25 protein-coding genes are annotated in these 26,157 nt (G+C 53.1%); 9 read left to right on the top strand and 16 right to left on the bottom strand.

The genetic code is table 11. The annotated features are described in order from the left end of the window. Positions 1-185: 185 nt before the first annotated feature. The 4 genes from cyoD to qoxA are packed head-to-tail and all read right to left on the bottom strand — an operon-like array spanning position 186 to position 4,096. Positions 186-515 carry a cytochrome o ubiquinol oxidase subunit IV gene (gene cyoD / locus AC3ZPD_RS09545; RefSeq protein ID WP_490984058.1) on the bottom strand — a complete coding sequence of 110 codons (330 nt, stop codon included), beginning with the start codon at positions 513-515 and terminating at the stop codon, positions 186-188. Further along, a complete protein-coding gene (gene cyoC / locus AC3ZPD_RS09540) occupies positions 516-1,133 on the bottom strand; it encodes a cytochrome o ubiquinol oxidase subunit III (RefSeq protein ID WP_490984057.1) in 618 nt (205 codons plus the stop codon). Continuing rightward, complete coding sequence (locus AC3ZPD_RS09535) at positions 1,133-3,100, bottom strand: cbb3-type cytochrome c oxidase subunit I (RefSeq protein ID WP_490984056.1); 1,968 nt, start codon at positions 3,098-3,100, stop codon at positions 1,133-1,135. The genes cyoC and AC3ZPD_RS09535 overlap by 1 nt, the downstream gene beginning before the upstream one ends. Positions 3,101-3,121: 21 nt before the next feature. Next, positions 3,122-4,096, bottom strand: coding sequence for a cytochrome aa3 quinol oxidase subunit II (gene qoxA / locus AC3ZPD_RS09530; protein WP_490984055.1), 975 nt, complete (start codon positions 4,094-4,096; stop codon positions 3,122-3,124). A 383-nt stretch (positions 4,097-4,479) separates the two neighbouring features. Here qoxA and AC3ZPD_RS09525 point away from each other — a divergent pair, with 383 nt between their 5' ends. Both AC3ZPD_RS09525 and AC3ZPD_RS09520 read left to right on the top strand, forming a co-directional pair. Continuing rightward, positions 4,480-5,238, top strand: coding sequence for a threonine/serine exporter family protein (locus AC3ZPD_RS09525; RefSeq protein ID WP_490984054.1), 759 nt, complete (start codon positions 4,480-4,482; stop codon positions 5,236-5,238). Between the two features lie 28 nt (positions 5,239-5,266). Next, positions 5,267-5,704 (top strand): threonine/serine exporter family protein, encoded by a 438-nt coding sequence (locus AC3ZPD_RS09520; protein WP_490984053.1) that lies wholly within the window; start codon positions 5,267-5,269, stop codon positions 5,702-5,704. Positions 5,705-5,758: 54 nt separating this feature from the next. Here the strand turns inward: AC3ZPD_RS09520 and AC3ZPD_RS09515 are convergent, their stop codons facing one another. Beyond that, the gene (locus tag AC3ZPD_RS09515) at positions 5,759-6,691 is read right to left on the bottom strand and encodes an AEC family transporter (RefSeq protein ID WP_490984052.1); all 933 of its coding nucleotides are present in this window, start codon (positions 6,689-6,691) and stop codon (positions 5,759-5,761) included. 178 nt (positions 6,692-6,869) lie between these two features. On the opposite strand from AC3ZPD_RS09515, the gene AC3ZPD_RS09510 reads away from it, so the two are divergent. Beyond that, positions 6,870-7,847: a ring-cleaving dioxygenase gene (locus AC3ZPD_RS09510; protein ID WP_490984051.1), complete on the top strand. Its 978-nt coding sequence runs from the start codon at positions 6,870-6,872 to the stop codon at positions 7,845-7,847. 118 nt (positions 7,848-7,965) lie between these two features. On the opposite strand, the gene modB is transcribed toward AC3ZPD_RS09510, so the two are convergent. Together modB and modA are read right to left on the bottom strand one after the other, a co-directional pair. Further along, positions 7,966-8,637 (bottom strand): molybdate ABC transporter permease subunit, encoded by a 672-nt coding sequence (gene modB, locus AC3ZPD_RS09505; protein WP_490984050.1) that lies wholly within the window; start codon positions 8,635-8,637, stop codon positions 7,966-7,968. A gap of 6 nt (positions 8,638-8,643) precedes the next feature. Then, on the bottom strand, positions 8,644-9,534 hold the full coding sequence (modA, locus tag AC3ZPD_RS09500) for a molybdate ABC transporter substrate-binding protein (RefSeq protein WP_490984049.1): 891 nt from the start codon (positions 9,532-9,534) through the stop codon (positions 8,644-8,646). A 183-nt stretch (positions 9,535-9,717) separates the two neighbouring features. On the opposite strand from modA, the gene AC3ZPD_RS09495 reads away from it, so the two are divergent. After that, on the top strand, positions 9,718-10,695 hold the full coding sequence (locus AC3ZPD_RS09495; RefSeq protein ID WP_490984048.1) for a substrate-binding domain-containing protein: 978 nt from the start codon (positions 9,718-9,720) through the stop codon (positions 10,693-10,695). A gap of 95 nt (positions 10,696-10,790) precedes the next feature. Here the strand turns inward: AC3ZPD_RS09495 and AC3ZPD_RS09490 are convergent, their stop codons facing one another. Continuing rightward, entirely contained in the window at positions 10,791-12,413 is a 1,623-nt protein-coding gene (locus tag AC3ZPD_RS09490; RefSeq protein ID WP_490984047.1) for an S-layer homology domain-containing protein, read from the bottom strand. Between the two features lie 185 nt (positions 12,414-12,598). On the opposite strand from AC3ZPD_RS09490, the gene AC3ZPD_RS09485 reads away from it, so the two are divergent. Next, complete coding sequence (locus AC3ZPD_RS09485) at positions 12,599-13,804, top strand: MalY/PatB family protein (RefSeq protein WP_490984046.1); 1,206 nt, start codon at positions 12,599-12,601, stop codon at positions 13,802-13,804. Positions 13,805-13,901: 97 nt separating this feature from the next. Here the strand turns inward: AC3ZPD_RS09485 and AC3ZPD_RS09480 are convergent, their stop codons facing one another. Next, positions 13,902-15,245 (bottom strand): GH1 family beta-glucosidase, encoded by a 1,344-nt coding sequence (locus AC3ZPD_RS09480; protein WP_490984045.1) that lies wholly within the window; start codon positions 15,243-15,245, stop codon positions 13,902-13,904. A 280-nt stretch (positions 15,246-15,525) separates the two neighbouring features. Between AC3ZPD_RS09480 and AC3ZPD_RS09475 the strand changes: the two genes are divergently transcribed. Next, on the top strand, positions 15,526-16,317 hold the full coding sequence (locus AC3ZPD_RS09475) for an SDR family oxidoreductase (protein WP_490984044.1): 792 nt from the start codon (positions 15,526-15,528) through the stop codon (positions 16,315-16,317). Positions 16,318-16,572: 255 nt separating this feature from the next. Next, positions 16,573-17,937, top strand: a complete 1,365-nt coding sequence (locus tag AC3ZPD_RS09470; protein ID WP_490984043.1) for an Nramp family divalent metal transporter — start codon at positions 16,573-16,575, stop codon at positions 17,935-17,937. A gap of 116 nt (positions 17,938-18,053) precedes the next feature. Here AC3ZPD_RS09470 and AC3ZPD_RS09465 read toward each other — a convergent pair whose 3' ends face one another. Then, complete coding sequence (locus AC3ZPD_RS09465) at positions 18,054-18,386, bottom strand: hypothetical protein (RefSeq protein WP_490984042.1); 333 nt, start codon at positions 18,384-18,386, stop codon at positions 18,054-18,056. 18 nt (positions 18,387-18,404) lie between these two features. Continuing rightward, positions 18,405-19,106, bottom strand: coding sequence for a pirin family protein (locus AC3ZPD_RS09460; RefSeq protein WP_490984041.1), 702 nt, complete (start codon positions 19,104-19,106; stop codon positions 18,405-18,407). Positions 19,107-19,330: 224 nt separating this feature from the next. On the opposite strand from AC3ZPD_RS09460, the gene AC3ZPD_RS09455 reads away from it, so the two are divergent. Continuing rightward, positions 19,331-20,320 (top strand): exonuclease domain-containing protein, encoded by a 990-nt coding sequence (locus tag AC3ZPD_RS09455; protein ID WP_490984040.1) that lies wholly within the window; start codon positions 19,331-19,333, stop codon positions 20,318-20,320. Between the two features lie 235 nt (positions 20,321-20,555). Here the strand turns inward: AC3ZPD_RS09455 and AC3ZPD_RS09450 are convergent, their stop codons facing one another. The 5 genes from AC3ZPD_RS09450 to AC3ZPD_RS09430 form a co-directional block, all read right to left on the bottom strand. After that, positions 20,556-20,933: a putative quinol monooxygenase gene (locus AC3ZPD_RS09450; protein ID WP_490984039.1), complete on the bottom strand. Its 378-nt coding sequence runs from the start codon at positions 20,931-20,933 to the stop codon at positions 20,556-20,558. 98 nt (positions 20,934-21,031) lie between these two features. Beyond that, entirely contained in the window at positions 21,032-21,847 is an 816-nt protein-coding gene (thiD, locus tag AC3ZPD_RS09445) for a bifunctional hydroxymethylpyrimidine kinase/phosphomethylpyrimidine kinase (protein WP_490984038.1), read from the bottom strand. After that, on the bottom strand, positions 21,831-22,694 hold the full coding sequence (gene thiM, locus AC3ZPD_RS09440; RefSeq protein ID WP_490984037.1) for a hydroxyethylthiazole kinase: 864 nt from the start codon (positions 22,692-22,694) through the stop codon (positions 21,831-21,833). Before thiM ends, thiD begins: the two co-directional genes overlap by 17 nt. A gap of 329 nt (positions 22,695-23,023) precedes the next feature. Then, complete coding sequence (locus AC3ZPD_RS09435) at positions 23,024-23,884, bottom strand: aldo/keto reductase (RefSeq protein WP_490984303.1); 861 nt, start codon at positions 23,882-23,884, stop codon at positions 23,024-23,026. A gap of 281 nt (positions 23,885-24,165) precedes the next feature. Then, entirely contained in the window at positions 24,166-24,504 is a 339-nt protein-coding gene (locus tag AC3ZPD_RS09430) for an ArsR/SmtB family transcription factor (RefSeq protein ID WP_490984036.1), read from the bottom strand. Positions 24,505-24,733: 229 nt separating this feature from the next. On the opposite strand from AC3ZPD_RS09430, the gene AC3ZPD_RS09425 reads away from it, so the two are divergent. Then, positions 24,734-26,152, top strand: coding sequence for an MFS transporter (locus AC3ZPD_RS09425; protein ID WP_490984035.1), 1,419 nt, complete (start codon positions 24,734-24,736; stop codon positions 26,150-26,152). The last annotated feature ends 5 nt before the right edge of the window (positions 26,153-26,157 follow it).

Here is a 26,157-nt window from a genome sequence, read left to right as displayed (position 1 = left end):
TCGGGGCAGTGTCCGCTTTTCATGGTCAGCCTGTTCTTTTCAGTCTGACTAAGCAAGCTTGCCTTTGTACTGTATACTAACCGTTTCCGGGATAAATTAAACATGGTACTAAATACAAAATCCCCGTAAAAAAAGGCCTGCATGTCACCATGCAGGCCCTTAGTATTCCCTTAAATCTCAAACTCTTAGTATCCGATTTTGTTGACTTCCATGATCCAGATGGAGCCGCCGACAACCGTAATCAGAATAATGATGCCGAGAACAAGCCCCATAACGTTCCAGCGAGGTTTTTCCGTCTCCCGAAGATGCATGAAGAAGAGCAGCTGAACCAGGAGCTGCAACACCGCAGCAATCATGATCACAATAAAGGTAGCCGTTTTGGCCATCAGGTCATTCATCACGATAACCAAAGGAATGATGGTCAATACGATGGAAAGAATGAAACCGAGAATATACGATTTCAACGATCCATGGGATTCGTGAGCGTCATGGCCGTGCGTATTTGGTTGTGCCATTTACATCACCCCCATCAAATATACGATCGTGAGCAGGAAGATCCAGATAACGTCCAAAAAGTGCCAGTACAAGCTGATTAGCGTAACTTTTCCTTTTGTCGTCTCCGTAATTCCGCGTTTGCCCAGCTGAATCATAAGTCCGATCATCCAGCAAAGACCAACCGAAACGTGAAGTCCGTGCGTACCGACCAGGGTAAAGAAAGCGGTCAGGAATGCGCTTCTCGAATAACCAGCGCCTTCATTCACCATTTTAACGAACTCGGAAACCTCGAGGCCTACGAACGATGCGCCGAGGATAGCCGTTACGATCAGCCATCCGATCAGCTGTTTCTTATTGCCGCGGTTCATGGCCAAAGTGGCCAGACCGCTCGTAAAGCTACTTGTCAGGAGGATAAAGGTTTCCCAAATGACTCCCGGCAGTTCAAAAAGCTCTTTGCCGTCAGGTCCTCCCGCCGTATTATGGCGCAACACGATAAAGGTTGCGAACAAGACGGAGAAGAGGATAACGTCGGAAATCAGAAAGAACCAGAAGCCAAGGACCTTAAGTTCGTTAGGATCGTGATGCCCGTGATCATGGTCTGCACTATGATTTCCTTTGTGTGCCACGCTTTGTGCCATTATACAGACCCCCTTATTGCCTCTTCAGTGCGTTCTACTTCTTCGACAGGGATGTAATAATCCGTATCGTAAGAGAAGGAACGCGCGATCATGCAAATTGCTACACCAATCATGCCTGGGATGTAGAACCACCACCACTCAAACACAAATCCGAAACCTGCTACAAACCAGCAAGCGCCCATGATCGGTGGAATGATAGAGTTCTTAGGCATATGAATCGGTTCGATCGGAGGCATTGGATCATCTGCAATCCCTTTGGCACGGCGCTCTTTTACTTCCCAGAAATCATCCACGGAATGTACGTGCGGGATCACTGCAAAGTTGTATTCCGGAGCCGGAGAAGCTGTTGTCCATTCGAGCGTACGAGCATCCCAAGGGTCGTTGCCGACTTTTTTATGTTTGAATGTGCTGTACAAGATTTGCGCTACCTGGATAACGAAACCGATACCCATCAGCAGGGCGCCGATCGTGGAGATAAAGTTCAGCGGTCCCCAGCCGGTATCCCAGGAATATTCGCTTACGCGGCGGGTCATCCCCATCAAGCCGAGTGAATATTGCGGCATGAAACATACATAGAAACCGATGTTCCAGAACCAGAACGCCCAAACGCCCAGTCTGTGGTTCAGGATGAACCCGAACATTTTAGGCCACCAGTAGTACAGACCTGCGAAATAACCGAACACCACGCCGCCGATCAACACTTGGTGGAAGTGCGCAATCAGGAAGTAACTGTTGTGGAACTGGAAGTCAGCAGGCGCAACCGCAAGCATAACCCCCGTCATACCGCCGACTACAAAACAAGGAATAAAAGCAATCGTCCACATCATCGGCAGCTCGAAACGGATACGGCCGCGGTACATCGTGAACAGCCAGTTAAAGATTTTAACCCCTGTCGGAATGGCGATAATCATCGTCGATATCGCAAAGAACACATTGATATCCGCGCCGGAACCCATCGTAAAGAAGTGGTGAAGCCAAGTGAAGAAGGAAACCACACTAATGGTCAGCAACGCGAATACCATGGATTTGTAACCGAAAATCCGTTTTCGTGAGAATGTTGACACGACTTCGGAGAAAATACCGAAAGCCGGAAGGACCACGATATAAACCTCGGGGTGTCCCCACATCCAGAACAAGTTGATGTACATCATCGGGTTGCCGCCCAGGTCAAGCGTAAAGAAGTGACCTCCCGCAAAACGGTCGAGGAACAGCAGCGCCAGCGTTACGGTCAGGATCGGGAACGCCAGAATGATAATGATACAGGTGGCAAATACGGACCAGGAGAACATCGGCATTTTCATGAGCGTCATGCCCGGTGCGCGCATCTTGATCAAGGTGACCATAAAGTTGATGCCTGTCGCCAGGGAACCGATACCCGAAATCTGAATCCCCCAGATGTAGAAGTTTTGTCCTACGCCCGGGTTGTGCATCAATTCGGAAAGCGGCGGGTAACTCATCCAGCCTGCGTCCGGCGAGCCCCCGATGACGAAGGACAGGTTGAACAGCATCGCTCCGACAAAAAACAGCCAGAAGCTCAGCGCATTCAGGAACGGATACGCAACGTCGCGCGCTCCGATTTGAAGCGGGATAATAATATTAAACAAACCAAACATCAACGGCATCGCCATGAACAGGATCATGATCGTGCCGTGAGTTGTAAAAATCTGATTGTAATGCTCGGGCTCCAGGAACTTCATGCCCGGGAGCGCAAGCTGGGTACGCATCAGGATCGCGTCAACGCCGCCGCGGAACAACATGAGCAGCGCCGCAAGAATATACATGATGCCGATTTTCTTGTGATCGACCGTGGTCAGCCAGTTTCTCCACAGCCAACCCCATTTCTTGAAATAGGTCAGCGCCCATAAAATCGCAATTGTCGCAACCACGATGGATACGTCCGCACCATAAATGAGCGGATCCCCCGTGACGAAGAACCACGATGCGAAGTCTTTAATCGAATCTAGCATGGAGGGTCTCCTTCCCTTTCATCAGTGTGCCGGCTGGGCATCGCCCAGTCCATTAACGCCAAAGCCCGTATTCAAGGGCATTCCTTCATTTGTTGTACCCTCTGACGACTCAGAGTTTTGTTTGCCGTCCACCACGTATTTGTAAGCAATTTTGCTGTACAGTCCTTCAGGGAACGAAGAATATTCGGTTTGGCCCATAACGCCCGGTTTGGCCAAATCGGCATAACTTGCTTCCGTAAGCGTGCTGCCGGTATTGCCCTTCACTTTGTCTACCCATTTCTGGTAGTCGGCAGGCTCAACCGCATTCACGTCAAAACGCATTTGCGCAAAATGCTCGCCGGTGAAGTTGGCGCCGGAGCCGAAGTATTTTCCGACTTCGTCAGCTTTCAAATAAAGGGTCATAGACATGCCGGACATCGCGTAAATCTGCCCGCCCAGCTGCGGAATCCAGAACGAATTCATCGGGGAGTCCGCGGAAATTTCGAATCGAACCGGTACGCCTTTTGGAATCGTCAGCGTATTCACCGAAGCGATGTTTTCTTCCGGATACAGGAACAGCCATTTCCAGTCCAGGGAAACTACCTGTACCGTAACCGGTTTTTGCTCGGCATCAATCGGCTTGGAAGGCTCAAGCGCATAAGTATAACGCGCCGTTACTACCGCCAGAACGATGATAACGAGAATCGGCACGCCCCACCATACGGTTTCCAGCACTTTGCTGTCATGCCAATTTGGGGAATAGGCCGTTTTGCGATTCGGTTTGTCGCGATAGCGCCAAACGATGACAGCTGTCAGAATCAGAACGGGAACGATTACGATGCAGCAGAGCAGCGTCGAAATGATGATCAGATCCTTCTGGGATTGTCCCACAGGTCCCTTAGGGTCGAGGACCAGGTAATCCGCTGTGAAGAACATTCCCCAGATCAGCACGCCCAAGGTGACCAGGGTAATAACCACTGCGATCAGCGTTCGAAGCGATCTTGGTTTTTTATCCATCTTTTCCTCTCTCCTTAAATTATTCCTTAATAACTTTGTAACGCCGGACATTGCAGAATTTTTACATTCACAATGCATCACCCATAACCTTACCCTATAAAGATAGCAGAAAACAATATCTCACATGGCTTTTTTAACAAAATTGTCGATTTTTAATTTGATTTTTGTGATTATTTTCTCAAACATTTATTCAACTTGTTATTCCGTATTCTTACTTAAATATATGCAATCTATACCGGATGACCGGATTCAGTTGGAAAAAGAGCTGTATTGTTGCGGGGCTCTCCCCTTTTAGATGTTTAATTCGCGTTTGGACGCAGCGTTGCCGTGATATAATACTTGCGTACATAATGAGCTATACGATCGAAGGAGTGTTTTCAACCATGACGTCCAGGGAGAATCTCCCCCCTTTAAGCCCTATAGATATTTGCATGCTGGCCGGAAAAATCATGCTTCAGAGCGGTGCGGAAACTTACCGCGTCGAAGACACGATGATCCGTATCGCCCAGGCCGTAGGTCTCTCCGGCTCTCACAGCTACGTGACGCCTACGGGGATCATCTTTCAGGCCGGAGGTCCCGAAGCGGCCAAGCTGATCCGGATTGCGGAACGGACCACCGACCTGGAGAAGGTAGCTTCCGTGAACAGCATTTCAAGAAAACTGGTCTCCGGGGAAATCGGACCCGAGGAAGCGGCCGGCCTGCTCCGCGAAATCGATGATTCGTCCCACGCTTATCCAGTAGGCCTGCAAATCGCGGCGGCTTCTATTTCCAGCGGTTGTTTTGCCATCATGTTCGGCGGCAGCGCCTATGATTTTCTGCCCGCCCTAATCAGCGGAGGGCTCGGTTTTTCGGCCGTGATCCTGTTCCATAAACTGATCAACGTGAAATTTTTCGCCGAGTTTACGACTTCGCTGCTGATTGGCCTCGTATCCTATCTGTTCATTTCTCTTGGCTTGGGACGCGAGCTGGACAAAATCATTATCGGCTCGGTCATGCCGCTTGTGCCGGGGCTGCTCATTACCAATGCCGTCAGGGACCTGATGGCCGGCCACCTGGTGTCGGGCTTGTCCAGGGGCGCGGAAGCGATGCTGACCGCCTTTGCCATCGGCGCGGGAATCGCAGCCGTTTTTACCTTTTTATAAAGGCATTTTTCTATTAAAGAGGGATCCTATGTATATGATTACACAGTTACTAACCAGTTTTATCGCCTCGGCCGGCTTCGGCATCATTTTTAACGCACCCAAGCGAACCTTGTTTCAATGCGGGCTTGGCGGCATGATGGGATGGGTCATCTATCTCGTGCTGGATCCTTATTATGATACGGTTATTTCCACGGTAGCGGCGACCTTTGTGGTCGGCGTCATCAGCCAGGTGTCAGCCCGGGTGTACCGGATGCCCGTCATCGTCTTCAGCGTAGCCGGCATCATTCCGCTGGTTCCCGGCGGCCTCGCTTATGACGCCATGCGCAAATTCGTGGAAAACGACTACAACACGGCCATCCAGCTGGCCGCGCAGGCTTTTCTGATTTCCGGCTCGATCGCCATCGGACTTGTGGTTTCCGAGGTGCTGAACCAGCTGCTAAAGAAACAAAAACCGCACCGGGGCTGAGAAATCGAGCCTGCTGGTGCGGCTTTTTTTATAACGAATTACATGCTATTGAAACTACTGCAGAATCCCGATCAATAGCGGGAGGGTCACGAAGGACAACAGCGTGGTCCATAAAATAACCCGGGAAACCGTGCGCGGATCCGCGCCGAATTCCTCCGACATGATCAGCGCGTTCACCGCGGCCGGCATAGCGCACAGCACCAGAAACACCGAAAACATCAGGCCGTGAACACCCAGCAGGAACAGAACGAGACAGGAAGCTCCCGGCGAAAGGACCAGTCTTACGGCCATAGCGACGGCAAATGGCTTCCGCTCCGGCAAACGGGTCTCCTCCCCTTCCCCGCGTCTTCTCCCCGCCATCTGCATCCCCAAAATGCACAGGGCCACCGGCGCGTAGGCCGCCGCCATCATGGAGATCCCCTGTTCCAAGGCCTCCGGCAGGCCAACCTGCGTCAGCCTCACAAAACCCGCCAGCAGCGCCGCATATAGGGCAGGCATCGTAATCACCTTTAGCAGCGCTTTTTTGATCGTAAAATGAGACCGGGCCGCAAAATAAACCCCGGCCGTATTGCCGAGAATCATCTGGATCACGACCAGCACGGAAGCCTTGTCCAAGCCCGCCTGGCCAAAAGCCAGCTGTACGAGCGGCAAGCCGTAATTGACGCTGTTCGTAAAAACGGAGACCAGCGTCAGTCCCGCCTGCTGCTCCTGGTTCAAATGCATGATTTTGGCGGCTGCGGCGGCAATTCCCCACATGACAAGCACATTTACGATGCAAAATAATACCGTCGTTCCCACATCGCCTGAGCCGATCTGCGCATGGGCCAGCGTTTCAAAAATAAGCGCCGGGCTGAGCACATACAGGGCAAGGGCCGACAGCGCGCGGTTGTCCACGCCTTTGAAGCGCCTGAGCAGCGCCCCGCCCGCTACCGGCAGCGATATAGGCAATGATACGTGATACAGCGTCAGCAAAAAAGAATACAGCAATCCAGCTCCACTCCCGATCTATCTCTTATCGTCGCGAGAACTATAATATGCTCCCGGAAAGCTGTCAATCCTATCATGTTCGGTTACAATAATTCAGTAACTTGATTTTTTATAGAAAATAGTTTACATTGAAGGCAACAACAGGTTTATCCTGGAACAAGAATCGGAGGAATGGAAGATGGAATTAAAAGGCATACACCACGTTTCAGCCATGACCGCCAAAGCTCCGGCCAATTATAATTTTTATACTAAAACACTGGGCCTGCGGCTGATCAAAAAAACGGTCAACCAGGACGATGTTTCCATGTACCACCTGTTTTACGGGGATGAAAAAGGAAATCCGGGCACGGAGCTGACGTTCTTCGAAATGCCGATGGCCGGTCAAAACCGCGACGGCAACGATAGCATTTCTGCTTTGTCCCTACGCGTGCCCAATGATGCCGCCCTCGAATACTGGAAGAAACGCCTGGAGGAATACGGCGTGGTCCATGAGGACATCCGTCCGCGGGCGGGCCGGCTTACGCTGGCGTTCCGCGATTTTGAAGGCCAGCGGCTTATCCTCGTCTCCGACGAGCACGACGCCGGCGTCGCGGCGGGAACGCCGTGGGAACACAGTCCGGTGCCCGCTGAATTCAGTATTACCGGCCTGGGACCGGTCAAGCTGACCGTGAAGGAAGCCGCGCCTACCGCGGCCGTGCTTACCGAGCTGCTGAGCTACCGTCGCAAGGGAAGTTTCCCGAATGAGGAAGCCCCCGATCAGCCGGATATTCTGGTGTTTGAGACCGGAGAAGGCGGCAGCGGAACCGAAATCCACCTTGAGGAACGCCACGATTTGGCAAAGGAGCGCCTTGGCCGCGGCGGGGTTCACCATGTGGCTTTCCGGGTGGACAACGACGACGAGCTGAAGCAGTGGATCGAAGCCGTGCGGAAGGTCCGCTTCCCGAATTCCGGTTATGTGGACCGGTTCTATTTCCACTCCCTTTACTTCCGCGAGCCGAACGGCATTTTGTTCGAACTGGCCACGGACGGCCCGGGCTTTGATACGGATGAGGCGTTTGAGCATCTGGGCGAATCCCTGGCCCTGCCTCCTTTCCTCGAGCCGAAGCGGGCTCAAATTGAAGCCCGGCTGAAGCCGCTGGATACGGCCACATCCTAACGAGACCGGCACCGAACCGTCCTCGGACGCCTTATTCCGCCGCGTCTTCGCCGGCCTGAGGCGTCTGCAGAAAAAGAAGACCCTCGCCAGCCGTCGCACGGCAGCGGGGGTCTTCCTTTTATTCAACTTTAACCCGTCTGCCCGTAAACAGCAGGAGCAGAAAGGAAATCAACACGACCGCCCCCGTCCAGGTCCAGGCCATCGGCATGTTTCCGGAATCTACCGCGACATAAATAGCCGTCGGAACGGTCTGGGTTTTGCCCGGGATGTTCCCGGCAATCATCAGCGTGGCGCCGAACTCGCCCAAAGCCCGGGCAAAGCCGAGAATATAAGCGCTTAACAGCGACTGGAGCACCAGCGGCAGCGAAACGTACCGGAACAGCTGCCATTCGTTTGCTCCGATAGAACGCGCGGCGTCTTCCAGGCTGCGGTCAATGGAGTTAAAGCCGGTCTTCATCGTCTGGAAGATCAGCGGGAAAGCAACCACAACGGAGGCAACCACCGCTGCCCACCAGGTGAAAATGATCGGCGAAGCAAAAATCCATTCGATCAACCGCCCGAGCCAGCTTCTGCGTCCCAGTGCAACCAGCAGCAGGAAGCCGACGACGGTCGGCGGCAGCACCAGCGGCAGCATAAACAAGGTTTCCACCAGCACCTTGCCTTTGAATTTTGCCCTCGACATCCACCGTGCCGCCACTACCCCCAGGATCAGCGCCATGAGGCTGGAGAGCAGCGCCACCAGCAGCGACAGCCGAACCGGGGGCCAAAATTGATCCCAAGTGATGTTCATCCCTATTTATTTCTGCGGAACCGTGAAGCCATATTTCACAAATACATCCAGCGCTTCTTGGCTTTGCAGGTATTGATAAAAAGCATTGGCTTCTTCGCCGTGTTTGGTGGCTTTAACAATCCCGATCGGATACTGGATCGCTTTGTAGGTGGACGGATCCACGCTGAAAGCCACTTTGACCTTATCCGAGGTCAGGGCGTCGGTTTTATAAACAAAACCGGCATCGGCATTTCCCGTCTCTACATATTGCAGCACCTGTCTGACGTCTTTGCCCTGTACGGTTTTGGGTTGCAGGCTGTCCCACAGGCCGGCTGTCTGAAGAGCTTCCTCGGCATAACTGCCTGCCGGAACGCTTTCCGGAATGCCGATCGCCACTTTTTTAACTTCCGCTTTCTTCAAATCTTCCAAGGACTTCACGGCACTTGTCTGGTCGGCAGGTGTGACTACAACAAGATCGTTATTCAGCAGGTTGACTTCCTGCGCGCTGTCAATCAGTTGTTTATCCACAAGAGCCTGCATATTTTTGGCGGATGCGGACAAAAACAAATCCGCAGGCGCTCCCTGTTCGATCTGCTGCTGCAGCGTCCCCGAAGCTCCGAAATTGAAATTCAGCTTGATCGTCGGATTCTGGGCTTCAAAGGCCTGCTGAATTTCCTTCAGCGCGTCCGTCAGACTGGCAGCCGCCGAAACGGTCAGTTCTACGGTCTCCTTCGGCTCTTCGGAGGCGGCGTCGGCGGATGCCGGCGGGCTGGCGCTTTCATCGGCCGAAGCCGTCACGTTGGAAGCCGTTCCAGCAGAAGCCGAGTTGTCATTCCCCTTGCTGCTTCCGCATCCGGAAAGTATGGCCGCCACCATCGCAGCCAATAACAAAATCATACTCAATCGCATTTTCTTCATTACTTCTCCCCCTAACAGTTATGTTTATGTATATTTAGTTATGTTTTGTATGGTTTGATTATAAATATTAAGAATAGCTTTTGTAAATGTTATTTTCTGCACAATCTTTGTTTATGTTAAAATAAATAGACTTAACTGAACGTTCACCGGAAGAGGCCAAGCTTTAAATGAAGGAGGACAGCCATGTCCAGCGATGTTTCTTACACTACCGAAGAGATTGCGAAGCTGCTCAAAATCTCGAAATTAACCGTATACGATTTGATCAAAAAAGGGGAGCTCCCCTCCTACCGCGTCGGCAAACAAATGCGCGTGGACGCTGCGGACCTGGAAGCCTACAAAAACCGGTCGAAAGGCGTTAAAATTTCCGCTCCCTCCGCAGTGGACCGCTCTCCCGCGTCTGCTCCGGGCTCTGCGCCTCCGTTTGCCGCTTCCGCCACCCTGCCGGGGGCAGGCAGCCGTTCGCTCGTGATAACAGGGCAGGACATCAGCCTTGATATTTTGGCCAAATATATGGAACGGGGCATTCCCGGCGTACGTCCGCTGCGTTCTTTCGTAGGCAGCCTGGACAGTCTGATTTCCATGTACCGCGGGGAATCCGATATTGTCAGCACCCACCTGCTCGACGGGGATACCGGGGAATACAACATTCCTTATGTACGGAGGTTTCTCATCGGCTCTTCTTATGTCGTGGTGAACCTGTTAAAAAGGAAAGCCGGGTTATATGTGCAGCAAGGCAATCCGCTAGGACTGCTTGGCTGGGAGGATTTAAAACGCTCCGGACTGCGGTTCGTCAACCGCGATAAAGGCTCAGGCGCCCGGGTGCTTCTCGACGAGCAGCTCCGGCTGCACGGAATCCGGACGGAAGAGATACAGGGCTACGAACGGGAAGAGACCAATCATTTGGGCGTGGCCGGAAAAGTGGCTTCCGGCGAAGCCGATGTCGGCGTTGGAATCGAAAAAGCCGCCATGACCGTAGGGAACGTGGACTTCATCCCGCTTATAGGAGAACGTTATGATCTGGTGCTTCTTAAGAAGAAGGAAAATGAGGGCTGGGTAGAGGCCGTGCTGCAAATTTTACGTTCCGAAGCTTTCCAAAGCGAGCTGCGGTCGCTCTCCGGGTACGACTTGTCGATGACCGGCAGCATTTTGTACGAGACTTGACGGAAGGGCCGGTAACTATCGCTCCAATGAAAAAGATTAAGCAAAAAGGGCACCGGGTCTATATGACCTGATGCCCTTTTTATCGTTATAAAAAATTAAAAACGATAGCTGTTAAACCGTGTCGCGTTGTCCAGGGCCTGCCACAGCCCCGTATGTTCGCCGCCTATCGACCAATAAGCGAAACCGGCAATCTTCCGGCTTTGCGCCATCTGATATTTAAGCGTAAGGGAACGGCTGTCTTCGAACCAGAACTGATGCCGGACTCCGTTTAGCTGATAAGCCCCCGTGTACTGGCCGATAGCCGATTTCCACGAAGGGTACATGCCGTACCGCGAGATTCTCGCAATTTGCTCGCTTAGGGTTACATCTTCCGCCGAAACGGTCCTGCCGCTCGAATTGACGGCCCAATCCCGGTTATAGAGCGGCATGGCCAAAATGATTTTCCCCGGCGCAGTCTGCTTAAGCAGCTTGTCCAGGCCGGACTGTACCCAGGCAAGCGAAGCCACCGGTCCCGGTTCGGGATCGCTGCCCCAATGCTCGTCGTATCCCATCAGTATAATGTAGTCTGCGCTTTTTGCCAGCGCCGCGTAATCAAAAGCCGCTGTCCAGTCGGAGCCCAAATCCGGCGATACGCACACGGACAACTTTTTGCCGGCCTGGTGCAGCTTTGCAGCAAGCTTGGACACAAAAGAAGTCAAATACGTGCGGTCGGCCGGAAGCACATTTTCAAAATCCAGATTTAATCCGTCCAGATTATATTGAGTCGTATAGGATGCAAGGGAAGCGGCCGTCTTGTCGGCAGAAGCCGCGTTCGCCAGCATCGCATGCGTAGACTCCGCGTTGGAGCGGTTTCCGACCAGCGGCCATACTTTGCGGCCCGTGGATTTGGCCCAGCCCGCCAGCGTAGAGGTCGTTGAATCGCTTAAGGAGCCGTCCGCATTCAGGAAATACCAGCGCGGAGAAAGCACGTTAATGTCCGAAGCCGCGACGCTGGCTTTAAATTCGGCATCCGTCTGCCCATACTGCCAGCCGATCTGGATCGGCTGCGGCACGGCTGAAGAAATTTCGTTCTCATAGCTGCCGTCTGTTACGATCCGGTCCATGACGGCCGCCAATTCCTCCCGGGTTACGGCTGCCGTGGGCCGAAACCTTCCGTCCGCCCCGGCCATCAGCCCCAGCTTTTGAACCGTGTAGACGGAGGATGCCGCCCAGTCGGCAATCTGATTGGAATCGGAATAAAGGCTGGACAAATCCCCGACAGCGGCCGTTTTCTTTAAAAAGCGCACCAGCCAAACGGCCAGTTCCTGACGGGTTACCCCTTCATTCGGCATGTATTTGCCGCTTCCTTTTCCCTGGGCCAAACCCAGATAAACGCCTGCCTGCACATAACCGTAATACCAGGCGTTTTTCGGCACATCCTGGAAAGCGGGGATGCCGCCTTCCGCAGGCTCAAGCTTTAAAAGCTCAAGCATCGCCTTTGTTCCTTCGGCGCGGGTTAATGTTTTTTTAGGAGAAAAAGTGCCCGGTGCTGTCCCCTCTATGATTTTCCGCTGATATAAATCCAAAATAGCCGCCTTGGCAAAACTGCCGTCAATATCTTGAAAAACCTGAGAGGCATTTGCTGCCAGGCTGACCGTCGGAGCGCCAATCCCCAGGGCCGCCGAACAGATCCCAGTCCCGAGACAGGCTGCAGCCGCGGCTTTCAGCCAACGATTCATCGAAATAACCCCCGCCCTTCTTTTTCAGTAAAATCTACCGGATTAAGTCTATGTTACCAAACGCTTTCCAGAAGGGCTTGTTGTAAATTTTGGCAGATTTAGAGATTACTATTTTTGATAAAAACACGGGTTTCGTATAGACTTATTCTATTAATCAAACGCCTGAATCCAAGGAGGTTTCTAAAATGTCATTGTTCGATTCATCGGTCAGCAGGTTAAACACGTCTTCGGTCAAATGGGATTTTGTGGACAAGATTTTCGGCACTGCGGATGTGCTGCCTATGTGGGTAGCGGATATGGACTTCAGGGTTCCTGAAGCCGTAATTGAAGCCTTGAAGGAAAAGGCGGATCACGGGGTTTTTGGATACAGCTATCTGAACGACGGCTATAAAGACGCCGTAACGGGGTGGATGGGCAGAAGGCATAATTGGAAGGTGGACCCGGAGTCGATCGTATTTGCTCCAGGCGTTGTTCCCGCGCTTTATCACATCGTGGAGACCTTCACGGAGCCCGGTGACGAAGTCATCATCCAACCTCCGGTATATCCGCCGTTTGCCAAGGTAGTGAATAATCAGGACCGGAAGCTGCTGCTGAATCCGCTCCTCCATAAGGAAGACGGAAGCTACGAAATGGATTTCGAGCAGCTCGAAACGCTGATGAACGGACAGGCCGGCCAAGCGAAGCTGCTGATTTTGTGCAGCCCGCACAACCCGGTGGGCCGGGTGTGGACCCGGGATGAGCTGATGCGGCTCCACGAGCTGGCGGAGCGTTACAACGTGCTGGTCGCTTCCGATGAAATCCATGCCGATTTGACGTTCGAGCCGAACGTGCATGTGCCTTACGCTTCTCTCTCCGAGCAGGCAGAGCAGCATTCCATCATTTGTACGGCCCCAAGCAAAACGTTTAACCTGGCCGCTTTGAACACGTCCCATATCATCATCGCAAATCCGGAGCTGCGCGAACAATTCGTCCATACGCTCAACATCCGCGAAGTGGCCCACGCCGGCATTTTCGGGCTGGCCGCCGCCGAAGCGGCTTATACCCATGGCGATGCCTGGCTGGATGAATGTCTGGCCTACATCCGTTCCAACATGGAGTACGTACAGAAGCATATCGCCCGTTATCAAAAAGCCGACGGCAGCCCGCTGGTCAAAACGGTTCTGCCGGAAGCCACTTACCTGCTCTGGCTGGATTTCCGGGAGCTCGGCCTTTCCGCCGACGACCTTAACGCTTTTATGATCCAGGAAGCCCGGCTCGGCCTTAATAACGGAGCTCCTTTCGGCACAGAAGGCGAAGGATTTATGCGGATGAATCTCGCTTGCGCCCGCAGCATCGTTGAGGAAGCCCTGCAGCGGCTGGATAAGGCTCTGGAGCGTTATACCGGAAAATAAATCAAAAAAATGAAAGCAAGATGAATCCGTACCGGAAACACAACAAACCTCCCGCAGAGCCGCGGGAGGTTTGTTGGTTTTGCCTAAAATTACGGATTTACGATTCAAGCCCGCCTTCGGCGATCACTTGTTTATACCAATAATAGCTGTCTTTTGGCGTCCGTTTGAACGTTTTGAAATCAACGTGCACCAGACCAAAAGGTTTGCTGTAACCAAAGGCCCATTCAAAGTTGTCCATCAGGGACCATAAGAAATAACCTTTTACGTTTACGCCTGAAGCCAAAGCGCGGTTCAGCTGAATCAGATGTTTGCGCAGGTATTCGATCCGTTTCGGATCGCGATACTCCCCGTTTTCCTCTTCGGATTCATAATAAGCGCCGTTCTCCGTAATGTAGATCGGAATATCGCCGTAATTGGCTTTCACCCAAGTCAAAACGGAATAAAAGCCCTGCGGGTAAATGTTCCAGTCGAAATCGGTTTTGTCGAACGCGGCGTCCACAATTTCAAACTCCAGCAGCCCTTCCTCCGGGTTATTGCGGCCAACCCCGCCTGTATAATAGTTGATGCCCAGGAAATCAATCGGCTGGGAAATCGTCTCAAGGTCTCCGGGCTGAACCGGAGGCTCATATCCTTTCGCCTTATACCAGTCCAAAGCCAGCTGCGGATAATGCCCTTTAAATACAGGGTCAAAAAACCAGCCGTTAAAATAAGCGTTGCGGCGCGCACAGGCGTCAATATCTTCCTGACTGGTGCTGAACGGCTCAAACCATTCCGTATTCGGCGCAATGCCAATCGCGCCGTCCACGCCGAGCTCCCGGAAACGCTTGACGGTTTCGCCGTGCGCCACCAGCAGGTGGTGAGCGACGTCAAGCGCGGCCTGAAAATCGGTTTTGCCCGGAGCATGCGCGCCTATTTCGTTCGAAAGGAACGATACGCACCAAGGTTCATTAAAGGTGATCCAGTTGCTGATTTTGCCTGCAAACGATTTAAACATCGTTTCGGCGTAACGCACGAAAGCCGGAATCGTTTCGCGGGATTCCCAGCCGCCTTTATCCTGCAAAGCCTGAGGAAGATCCCAGTGGTACAACGTACACATCGGCTCGATGCCGTTTGCCAGCAGCTCGTCTACCAGGCGATGGTAATAATCCAACCCTTCCTGGTTGACCGCTCCGTCGCCGTCAGGGATGATCCGCGGCCAAGCCACCGAAAACCGATAGGCTTTGGCGCCCATATTTTTTAAAAGCTGAACGTCTTCTTTATAGAGATGGTAGCTGTCGCAGGCAAGGTCGCCCGTGTCGCCGTTCTCCACCTTGCCTGGGGTGCGTGCGAAGGTATCCCAAATGGAAAGTCCGCGTCCCCCTTCGTTGTATGCGCCTTCAATTTGGTAAGAAGATGTAGCTGAACCAAAGATAAAATCGTTAGGAAATTTAAAGCTAGACATGCGCCAGTCTCCCTCCTGTTTTTATACAACCATATTGTAGAAGAAATAGATTCCGCCAGCAATGCTGTGATTTTTAGTTTCATGCCCATTTTCCGTGCACGATATTAATTTTCCAAACACCAAGCAAGCTTATCCTCGTCCAAATCCGTGTAAATGGTTCGCTGCTGCCCGCGGCGGGAGGCCAATCTCCCGTTCCCTGGTTCCGTCCCTTCAAAGAGGGTAATTTTATAGCGACTTCCCTTTCTATAAACCAAACAATTCAGCAAGGAGGCAGCGCATCATGCCAGAACAAAGACTGCAAGGCCAAATCGCGGTGGTAACCGGCGGAGGTTCGGGGATCGGCAAAGCCACGGCCGTCACTTTTGCCCGTCACGGCGCCAAAGTTTACATGCTGGACCGGACGCCGGAACATGCGGAGGAAACTAAACAGGAGATTGAACGGGCCGGCGGCACGGGTATTGTCATGGAATGCGACATTTCCAAACCGGAATCGGTCGAACAAGCTTTCCGTGAAATTGCCGATCAGGACAAGCAGATCGATATTGTGTTTGCCAATGCCGGCATCAACGGCACCAAAGCCCCGATTGAAACGCTGGACGTTGAAGAATGGGACCGGACGCTCAATACCAATCTCCGGGGCACGTTCGCCACGGTTAAATATGCGATTCCCCATATGAAAAACAACGGCGGAAGCATCGTAATCACCAGCTCCGTCAACGGCAACCGGGTGTTCTCCGGTTTTGGATTCGCCGCCTATTCCTCCTCAAAGGCCGGTCAGGTCGCTTTTATGAAGATGGCCGCGCTGGAGCTCGCCCAATACAAAATCCGCGTCAACGCCATTTGTCCGGGCGCGATTGAAACCAACATCGGAGATAATACCTATCCGTCGGACGATCTCAATAAAATCGTCATTCCCGTGGAATATCCGGAAGGAAGCCAGCCGCTGGAACAAGGACCGGGTTCCGCCGAACAGGTCGCCCAGCTGGTGCTGTTTCTGGCCTCGGGAGAATCCTCCCACGTTACCGGCACGGAAATATTCGTGGATGGCGCAGAGTCGCTGCTAAGAGGCTGAAAACAGTCCAACAAAAATGCCGGACCTTAGGGTCCGGCCAGGCTGCCGAGAAATTCTCGGCGGTCTTTTTTCGTTCATTTTGGATTACTTTACTTTAAAACCATTGTTTGTCCGATGACAATATTTTAATCAAAGCAAAATAAATTATATATTGACAATAAAGTTTCCCTGAGGCAAAATTAGCATTAAAGAATTCGAAGCCCGTTTGAGAGCTAATGAAAAAATAAGATTTTAAAGATAAAGAGGTGACTGATCATGGGAGAACTGCCTACTGTCAAACAAAAGCAAAGACTTATCATGCACGCCAACGGAGCCAGTCTGGAGGAAGTCAACAATACGGTAAGTCTTCCGAAGCAAGCAGGATTTTGGAAAAAGCTCGCTGCGTTTAGCGGCCCCGGCGTATTGGTAGCCGTAGGTTACATGGACCCCGGCAACTGGATTACGTCGATTCAAGGCGGCGCGCAATTCGGTTATACGCTGCTCAGCATCATTCTGATTTCCAACCTGATTGCCATGCTGCTGCAGAGCATGTCGGCCAAACTGGGAATTGTGACCGGCATGGATCTGGCTCAGGCTACCCGCCAGGCCACCAGCAAGCCGGTGGCCTTTACATTATGGATCTTGACCGAGCTGGCGATTATGGCCACGGATATTGCCGAGGTTATTGGCGGAGCCGTAGCGCTCCAGCTGTTGTTCAAAATTCCGCTTTTGATCGGTGTCCTGATTACAACGCTGGATGTCCTCTTGTTATTGCTGCTGGTCAAGGTCGGATTTAGAAAAATCGAAGCGATTGTCGCGACCTTGATCGCCACCATTTTTATCGTCTTCTTGTATGAAGTGCTGCTCTCCAGCCCAAGCATCGGCCCGCTGCTTAGCGGTTTTATTCCAAGCCCTGAAATCGCTACGAATAACGGCATGCTGTTGATTGCATTGGGTATCGTCGGCGCTACCGTAATGCCGCATAATTTGTATTTGCATTCCTCGATTGTCCAGACCCGTCAATTTAAAAGGGATGAGCAGGGCAAACGGGAAGCCATCAAATTTGCGACGATAGACTCCAATATCCAGCTGAGCATTGCCTTTATTATCAACTGCCTGCTGCTGGTTCTGGGAGCAGCGATGTTTTTCGGGACGACAAGCGATCTGGGCCGTTTCACCGACCTGTATAATGCTCTCTCGGACAATGCCGTCGTCGGGGCGATTGCCAGTCCTCTGCTCAGTACGCTGTTTGCCGTTGCGTTGCTTGCTTCGGGTCAAAACTCCACCATTACGGGAACCTTATCGGGGCAGATTGTCATGGAAGGTTTTATCCAGATGAAGATCCCGACCTGGCTGCGCAGAATCATCACGCGTCTGATTGCCGTGATCCCTGTAATCATCTGTGTGATTTTGTTTGGAGGAAGGGAAAATGCCGTCGAGCAGCTGCTCTTATATACGCAAGTATTCCTGAGCGTTCAATTGCCTTTCGCCATTATCCCCCTCGCTCTTTTTACCAGCGACAAAAGATTAATGGGGCCCTTCGCCAACCGGACATGGGTCAAATATACTTCGTGGATTATAGCTGTTGTCCTGTCTGTGCTGAATGTGTTCCTGATTTACGGCACCTTTGCGGGACTATAGGTTCAGACGGAATGCTGTTAAACCCGATCTCTCAATAAAAAATAAAACAGCCGGACCCCAAGGTCCGGCTTTCTTGTTCTTTCATGCAGAATAAAAATTCGGGAATAGAGATCGGGTTAATCCCAATAATCCTTTGGATTATAGACAATTTCGCCGCCAGCCGTGATTCGCAGCACACCGCCATTCTCCTCATAATGCACTTTGTCGCCCGAGTTCACATAGAACCAGTGTTTGATCGTATCGCCTTGCTCCGGTTCCTCAAACAGGAACAAGTTAAGCTCCTCTTTCAGGCTCATGACGGCAGCGCCAATTTCGGGAGCGACCCCGCGCAGCTCTACGACCGCTTCGCCGCCGCTTCGGCTGACTTCATAAGTGACTCCGGCCTCCCTGGAGGTATCCAGCAGCAACCGGCCTGCGACCGCATGTTTTACCAATACACGTTCCGCCATTCCAATCCCTCCTTTAACTTAAGGCAAGTCGATCAGCATAAAGAAAACATCCTCTTTGGCCGTCAGCTCCAGGTCCTTGACCTCAACGATGCGGGCCGAGTCGCGTTTGCCCAGTTCGTGCTCTTTTTGCACAGAAAGCCGGCCTTCCATCACAAACAGAAAAACACGGCGTCCCGCCTCCTGATGAAAAGCGACCGACTCCCCGGCCGGCAGCTTGCTCATATAAATGGTCAAATCCTGGCCGATGTCCGCGGCCGTGTCGCTGCCCTCCCGCGTTACGACCGGCAGCAGCCGGCCCTTGAGCCCTTCAGGATCAAATTGGCTGGTCGTATAAGAAGGCTGCTTGCCCCGTTCAGACGGCATAAACCAGATCTGCAGCAGGTTCACCTCTTCTTCCTGAGAAGGGTTATGCTCCGTATGGATCACGCCGCTCCCGGCCGACATGCGCTGCACGCCGCCAAAGGTTGTCACGGCTTCGTTGCCCATGCTGTCTTCATGGCGCAGCTGTCCGGTCAATACGATGGAGACGATCTCCATGTCGCTGTGCGGATGGGCGCCAAAACCGCGTGCCGGTGCAATAAAATCATCGTTAAACACGCGCAGCGGCCCAAAAGCCATATTGTTCTCATCCTGATAATCACCGAAAGAAAAACTCCGGCCCGTCCGCAGCCAGCCCAGATCGGCTTCGTTCCGCTCCGAAGCGGGATAAAGAGTAATCATGGTCCTGCCTCCTTTTTTCATTCATTAATATGAAATTAATAATCTTAAATTAAAAATACTAGGCTTCTGTAGTGTACCAGAACTCTCTAGACTATACAATTGGTTGTTACTTACTTTTATTAAGATTCCCTTGGTTGTATGCTGTCCCTCCTTAAATAGAGTAGAATATGGATACATGGGCTTTTTTTCTACATTCGTTTAAATGAACCAACGGGGTGAAGCTGTTGAATTATACCGCCATCGATTTTGAGGTTGCCAATATGCGAAACCGGGCCAGCGTCTGCTCCGTCGGCCTGGTGGAAGTCAGGGACGGCGTGATCGTCCAGGAAAAATATACGCTCGTGAACCCGCACGATACGTTTGATCCGTTTTGCGTGGCGGTTCACGGCATTACGCCGGACATGGTCAAGGATGCGCCAACGTTTTCCGAGGTCTGGCAGGAGATCCGGGAGCTGATTGAAGGCCGCACCCTGGTTGCCCACAACGCTTCTTTTGATATGAGCGTGCTCCGCTACTGCATGGAGGCCATTAGGCAGGATTATCCGGACTGCACTTATCTTTGCTCTTATTTATTATCCCGAAAAATCTGGCCGGGCCTGCCCGGTTATAAACTGAACCAAATGGCCGCCTTCCACCGGCTTGCCGGCTTCAGGCACCATGATGCTTTGGAGGATGCGCGGATTGCGGCGCAGCTGCTGCTTAAATGTTTTGAGGCCTCCGGCGGTGCGCCGGATTGCCCGGGGCTTGCAGAGAATTACGGCTACCGGCTGGGCGCTTTGTTTCCGGGAGGGAGCTACGAAACCTTTACCTCCGCCAAAACCACAGCCAAAGGAAGCAAACGGAAAAGCCAAACCGGAGCCACAACGGCGGCTTTCCGTACCGGCGGTTCGCGCAGCGCGCAAAAACTGGCGTTAACGCCTTTAGCCGAGGTGGATCAAAACCATATTTTCTATCGGAAAAATGTCGTGTTCACCGGCAGGCTCGGTTCCCTGACCCGGCTGGAAGCGATGCAGCGGGTCGTGAACTGCGGCGGCAGCTGCGCCGACGCCGTGGAGCTGCAGACCCACTACCTAGTCGTGGGTCAGAAGGATTTTGTGAAGCTGCAGAGCGGTGAAGCCCGCAGCAGCAAAATCCAAAAGGCGGAACGGCTGGCCGGCGCGGGCCTGCCGATCCGCCTGATCTCCGAGCAGCAGTTTCTGGCGCTGCTCGGCTGAAGGGCCGCTGGAGCTTTGCTCAGCGGCCGGCCGTGACTGCGGCTGGGCGGGCTTTATAAGCCGCCCAGCGCAAAAAGGCAGACAACGCCATCCTCGGATGGCGTTGTCTGCCTTTATTTTTTTTCGGCTGCCGGAAAAAAAGCGTCCCTAGACTTCTGCAGGCTTAGCTTAGCTTTAGACTGAGCTTTAAGACTGAGCTTCAGTTCGCATTCAAGCTTCAGCTTGTTCTCGAGGCCTATGCCCCGGCTGCTGTCCGATCCGCTCCATCAGCTGGTTCATCCGCTACAGCTGCTTCAGCCGCTGCCGCCGCTTCCCCGCCCCCAGTCTCATCCGGAATTTCATGAACCTCCGCTTTCATCGGCTTCACCCAATACCCGTCTGCAATCTGAAAAAAACCGACAAAATGGTCCGTATTGTTATGACCGTTCAAGGACTCCTGATCTTTCCATTTCTCAATCATGACAAAGGTATTCGGCTCTTCCACAGCTTCATATAATAGGCTGCAAATATTGCCGGATTCCTCGCGTGTTTTACGCTGCAGAATGCCGGCCTGCTCCAGAAAATCCTCACGTTCGGACGGATGAACAAACAGATAAGCCTGAATCAGGATCATGTGAAAAAACCTCCCCGCAAAGGTGTCGTTCAGCTGGAGGCTCTAAGCCTCCAGCTTCTTAAGGTATATAACCCCGCGGAGAGCGATCGTTAACAGTTTCAGTCCCTTCCCTGCCGTCTTCCGTAGGCCCAGTGGTTCGTCGGGCCATGTCCGTTCCCGATGCCAAGCCCGTCCTCCAGCGCTGCCTGAATAAAGTCCCGCGCCTGTCCAACCGCTTCGGTCATCTGAAGCCCGGCCGCCAAACCGGCTGTGATCGCGGCCGAAAACGTGCAGCCCGTTCCATGTGTATGCGGCGTCTCTACACGGCGGCCGGCGAATTCGGTAAACCCGCTGCCGTCATAAAGCAGGTCGACCGACCGCTCCGGATTGCCCGCTTCATGGCCGCCTTTGATGACCACATAAGCCGTGCCAAACGCATGCAGCCTTTTCGCGGCTTCCCGTTTGTCTTCGGCGCCGGTGATCGCCATTCCGGTCAGCTTCTCGGCTTCGGGGAGATTCGGCGTAACGACCAGCGCCAGCGGCAGCAGCTTGCTTCGCAGCGCCTGCACGGCCTCCTCCAGCAGCAGCTCGGCTCCGCCCTTGGCGATCATGACCGGATCCACCACCAGCTTGTTCCAGCCGAACCGGCTGATTTGACCGGCCACCGCCTCGATGATCTCCGCGCTGAACAGCATGCCCGTCTTCAGCGCATCCGGCTTCAGGTCTTCCCCGACGGATGCGATTTGTGCAGCCACGGTTTCCGCCGGCACCGGATGGACCCCCTGAACGCCCAGAGTGTTCTGGACCGTCACCGCCGTAAGCGCCGACATCCCGTATACGCCGAGCTCCTGAAAGGTTTTCAGATCCGCCTGGATGCCCGCGCCGCCTCCGCTGTCCGACCCGGCAACGGTTAACGCTTTATAAACCCGGTTCATGAGCAGCGCCTCCCAGCACAGTGATTTTTCCTTCCTCTAAAACGGATTCCGGGGACAGCTTATAAAGCTCATTCAGAAGCTCGATCTGGAAAGCCCCCGGGCCGATCTCCGCTGTCCGTTCGGCTGCGCGGGATGCGGCAACGCCATATCCGGCCAGCGCCGCGGCTCCCGCAAGCAGCAGATTTTTTTCGACCGCGCCATAGGCGCCCAGGATCGAGGTCAGCAGACAGCCGGTGCCGGTTACCCGGGTCAGGATCGGATGTCCGCCTTCGATCTCGTAGACGGTTTCTCCGTCCGAAATGTAGTCTTTAGGGCCAGAGACGGCAACGACCGTCTGCAAGCGCTTTGCAGCCCGTTCCGCCAGCTCGGAGGGATGCGCTCCTTCCGGAAGCGCGCCGGCATCCACCCCTTTGATCGCCCAGTTTTCTCCGATCAGGTTGGCGATTTCAGCCGCATTCCCGCGGACCAAATCGACCTTAACCGTGCTTAATATCCGCTGCGCCGTTTCGCTGCGGAATTTTGTGGCTCCGGCGGCCACCGGATCAAACAGCACCGGCACACCGGCTTCATTGGCCCCTTTGGCGGCCAGCAGCATCGCTTCCACCGTACTTCCCGTTAATGTCCCCATATTAAGCACCAATGCGCCGGCCTTCCCGGCCATCTCCGCCGCTTCCTCCACGGCCGCGGCCATTACCGGAGAAGCGCCCAGCGCAAGCAGGCCGTTGGCTGTAAAATTGGTGACGACCTCATTTGTGATATTGTGAATCAGCGGATTCACCCGGCGCACCGCTTCGATCAGCGGAGCAGCCTGCTTTAAAACTTCAGTTGCAGCATTTGGATTTGGCATACGTTTTTCAACCTTTCCTTGCGGGAGTCCGGAGGACCAATGCCGGAGCTGTCTATTTCCATCCTCGCAAAAAAGACACTCCGCCTAAGCAGAGTGCCCCTATGTTCGGTTCACAATCTCCCTACGCTGGCATTACCCAACAGGTTCGGACGGTCTACGACGGATCAGTCGTACTCTCAGCTTGCTTCCGCAGGCTCCCATGCATATTAGTTTGTATTTGAGTTCTTGGACTCCATTTTATCATAACAGAGGCCTTTATTTCTTCTTTCGCAAAAAAAATGCCGCCCCCGCTCTTAAGCCGCTTCAACTATCCGGTTTACCGTTGCCGTTTAGACGATATCCAGCGGTACCTTATGCGCCGGGACGGGAAAAACCTCATCGACCGCTGCCAGCTCTTGACCGGTTAGCCGGATTGCGGCGGCTGCCGCGTTTTCCTTCACGTGCTGCGGCTGCACCGCCTTCGGAATGGCGATAACGTCCCCGCCCCGGATGACCCATGCCAAAGCAATCTGAGCCGGGGAAACTCCACGTTCATCCGCGATCCGGCGGATCACCGAATGGGTCAACAGCTCCCTCCGCAGCTGGCCGCCCTGGGCCAGCGGACAATAAGCCATCGTCGGCACCTGATGGCGCCGCGCCCACGGCAGCAGTTCCACTTCAATACCCCGGGAAGCGGCATGATAAAGCACTTGATTAGCGGCGCAGCGGTCCCCGCCGGGCGAGCCCCAAAGCTCTTCCATGTCCGCCGTATCGAGGTTCGATACTCCCCAGGCGCCGATTTTTCCGGACCGCTGCAGTTCTTCCATGGCCTTCACCGTCTCCTCAAGAGGGATATTTCCGCGCCAGTGCAGCAAATAAAGGTCGATATGATCCGTGCCCAGCCGTTTCAGGCTGCGATCGCACGCCTGTTTCATTTTGGACCCCGCCGCGTTGTGGGGATATACCTTCGATACAAGAAACACCTGGTCGCGGCGCCCTTTAATGGCCTCGCCCACCACCAGCTCCGCACCGCCTTCGGCGTACATCTCGGCGGAGTCAATCAGCGTCATGCCCAGATCGATCCCGGCCTGGAGCGCATAAACCTCCTCCTTATGCCGGTCGGCTGCTTCGCCCATATACCAGGTGCCTTGTCCGATGACCGGGACGGATTTTCCGGCCAACTCGATTTTCCGGTCCATGTCTTGGTTCATTTTGTTCACGATCCTTTCTTCTCTTGCTGCCCGAATAAATGGGGTGCTGATTAATCCCGGTACAAGCGGGTATGTAATCCTTGTAGACCTTATCTCCCTTATTGAGAAACGGAGCCTCATTATCGGCATTCGTTTCTTCTTTTTGTCCGGATGCTCATCATTCGAAGACGAAGACGGAAAACCTTGGCGTCTACCGTGATATTACCCTTCCCCGGCAGGTGAAGCAGACTTCAAAATCGTTAAAAAAACACGCAAGGAATTTATTTCCCTGCGTGTTTTCTTTATTCCTTCTCCGCCGGCTGGAGCGTATGCCCTGAAGTTTCGTACGCCTTCAACACGGTGTCCAGCACTCCCGGGAAACGCTGCTCCAGATCATCAACCCGTATGGAAATCAGCCGCTGCGTTCCCTGTATGCGGGTAAATACAATCCCGGCCTCACGTAAAGTGCGGATATGATGGGATACGGTGGATTTGGCGATGGGAACCTCAAACGAATTACACGGATTTTCCCCGTATTTGTGGATTTGAGAAACGATATATAAGCGGATCGGATCGCTTAAAGCATATAAAATGGAGGAAAGTTCGAGATCGTCACGATCCGGATGGTATAGTACTTTCATCTGAAAGTCCCCTTTGTATAAAGAAATTTTGGTCCAACTTTTCTAAAGATGCCGGAGAATCATGAGGTTTGGTCCCTAAAATTTCTATGGAAATAAGGCTGCAGCAGACAAAGTAAGGCAGGCAGCTTATAACATAAAAATCCCTAATTGCATTTTAAACGATCGCATGCTATATTTCAATTGTTCGATAATATTAGAACTATAAAAACAGAGAAGAGTGGGTGAAATCATGAAGGCAGCATCAAATGATGTTACTTCTTCCCTCCATGCTGAGGGCCATATCAATTCAGGTTTAAAAAAGGAAGGCATGACGACCCTGCTGCTCGGTCTTGCCGTAGTGCTGGCAATCATGAATACGTCCATGTTTAATTTGGCCCTTCCCGAGATTACCGATTCCTTTGGTCTTTCGGATTCGGTCTCTTCCCTGATCGTAACCGGATATTCCATCATGTTTGCGATTTCTTCCATCACTTACAGCCGGCTTTCGGACTTCGTGCCCCTTCGGCGGCTTCTCGTTATCGGTCTCCTGGTTCTCGGACTTGCGGCCATCGGAGGCCTCTTGAGCACCAGCTTCTGGGTTCTGCTGACCATGCGCGTGCTTCAGGCGGTCGGCGCAGGGGCGGTTATTTCCTTGTCCATGGTGCTGTTCACCCGGTACATTCCGATTGAGCGGCGCGGCAAAGCGATGGCCTTTATTATGTCGGCCGTTTCCCTGGGCCTTGGCCTGGGCCCTGTAGCCGGCGGCGCCATTGTTGATTATTTCGGCTGGCATTATCTGTTTGTGGTTACCGCCATCAGCCTTCTGCTCGCACCGCTATTTTATGCGTTTCTTCCAAGGGAAATCCCAAAACGCGGCGCTTTCGATACGGCTGGGGCGGTATTCCTCGCCGTTGGCACCAGCGGAATCCTGCTGTTCCTGACCAACCATTCCTGGCTGGCCTTGGCTGCCGGATTTGCCGGACTCGTTTTGTTTGTCCTGCGCATCCGCCTGGCGTCTGAACCGTTTGTCCAGCCCGCCTTGTTCGGAAATGGGGCTTATGTCGCCTTATCGCTGGTCGGCATTCTTTCGTATCTATGCAGCTTTGCAACCTTGTTCCTGATCCCGCAAATTCTGGTCCATCGCTTTGCTTTCAGCGCCAGTCATGCCGGCTTTGTTATTTTTCCGGGTTCGCTGCTGGCCATATTCGCTTCCCGCAAAGTGGGCTCCATTATAGACCGGCACGGCAATTCGGCGATTCTTCGTTACGCTCCGCTGATGGTGCTGTTCGCAACGATTTTATTCGCCTTGTTTGCCGCCAATTCCTGGCTGTCGATCCTGTTCATCTTTGTGCTCAACAGTCTTAGCTTTTCTATGCTGTCGAGCAGCGTATCCAACGAAATCTCCCGGATTCTGCCCAAATCGCAGGTAGGCTCCGGCATGGGACTGTTTAATCTGTTGCAATTTTTCAGCGGCGCCTTCAGCGTTGCAGTTGCCTCAAGCGCCATGGAATGGCAGAAGAGACTTTCCCTTTCGGCTGCTTATTCCAACATCTTCTGGGGCCTGATGATTATGGCGCTGCTGGCGATCATCTCTTCTTTGGTCTATTTGCGCAGCGTCGGCTCTCTGAAGTCCGGCACCGGCAGCCAATCCGGTTCGCTCGAAAGCTGAACCCG

Source organism: Paenibacillus mobilis, assembly GCF_058267595.1.
The sequence above is the reverse complement of the archived record's forward strand: the minus strand, read 5'-3'. Positions and strand labels throughout refer to the sequence as shown.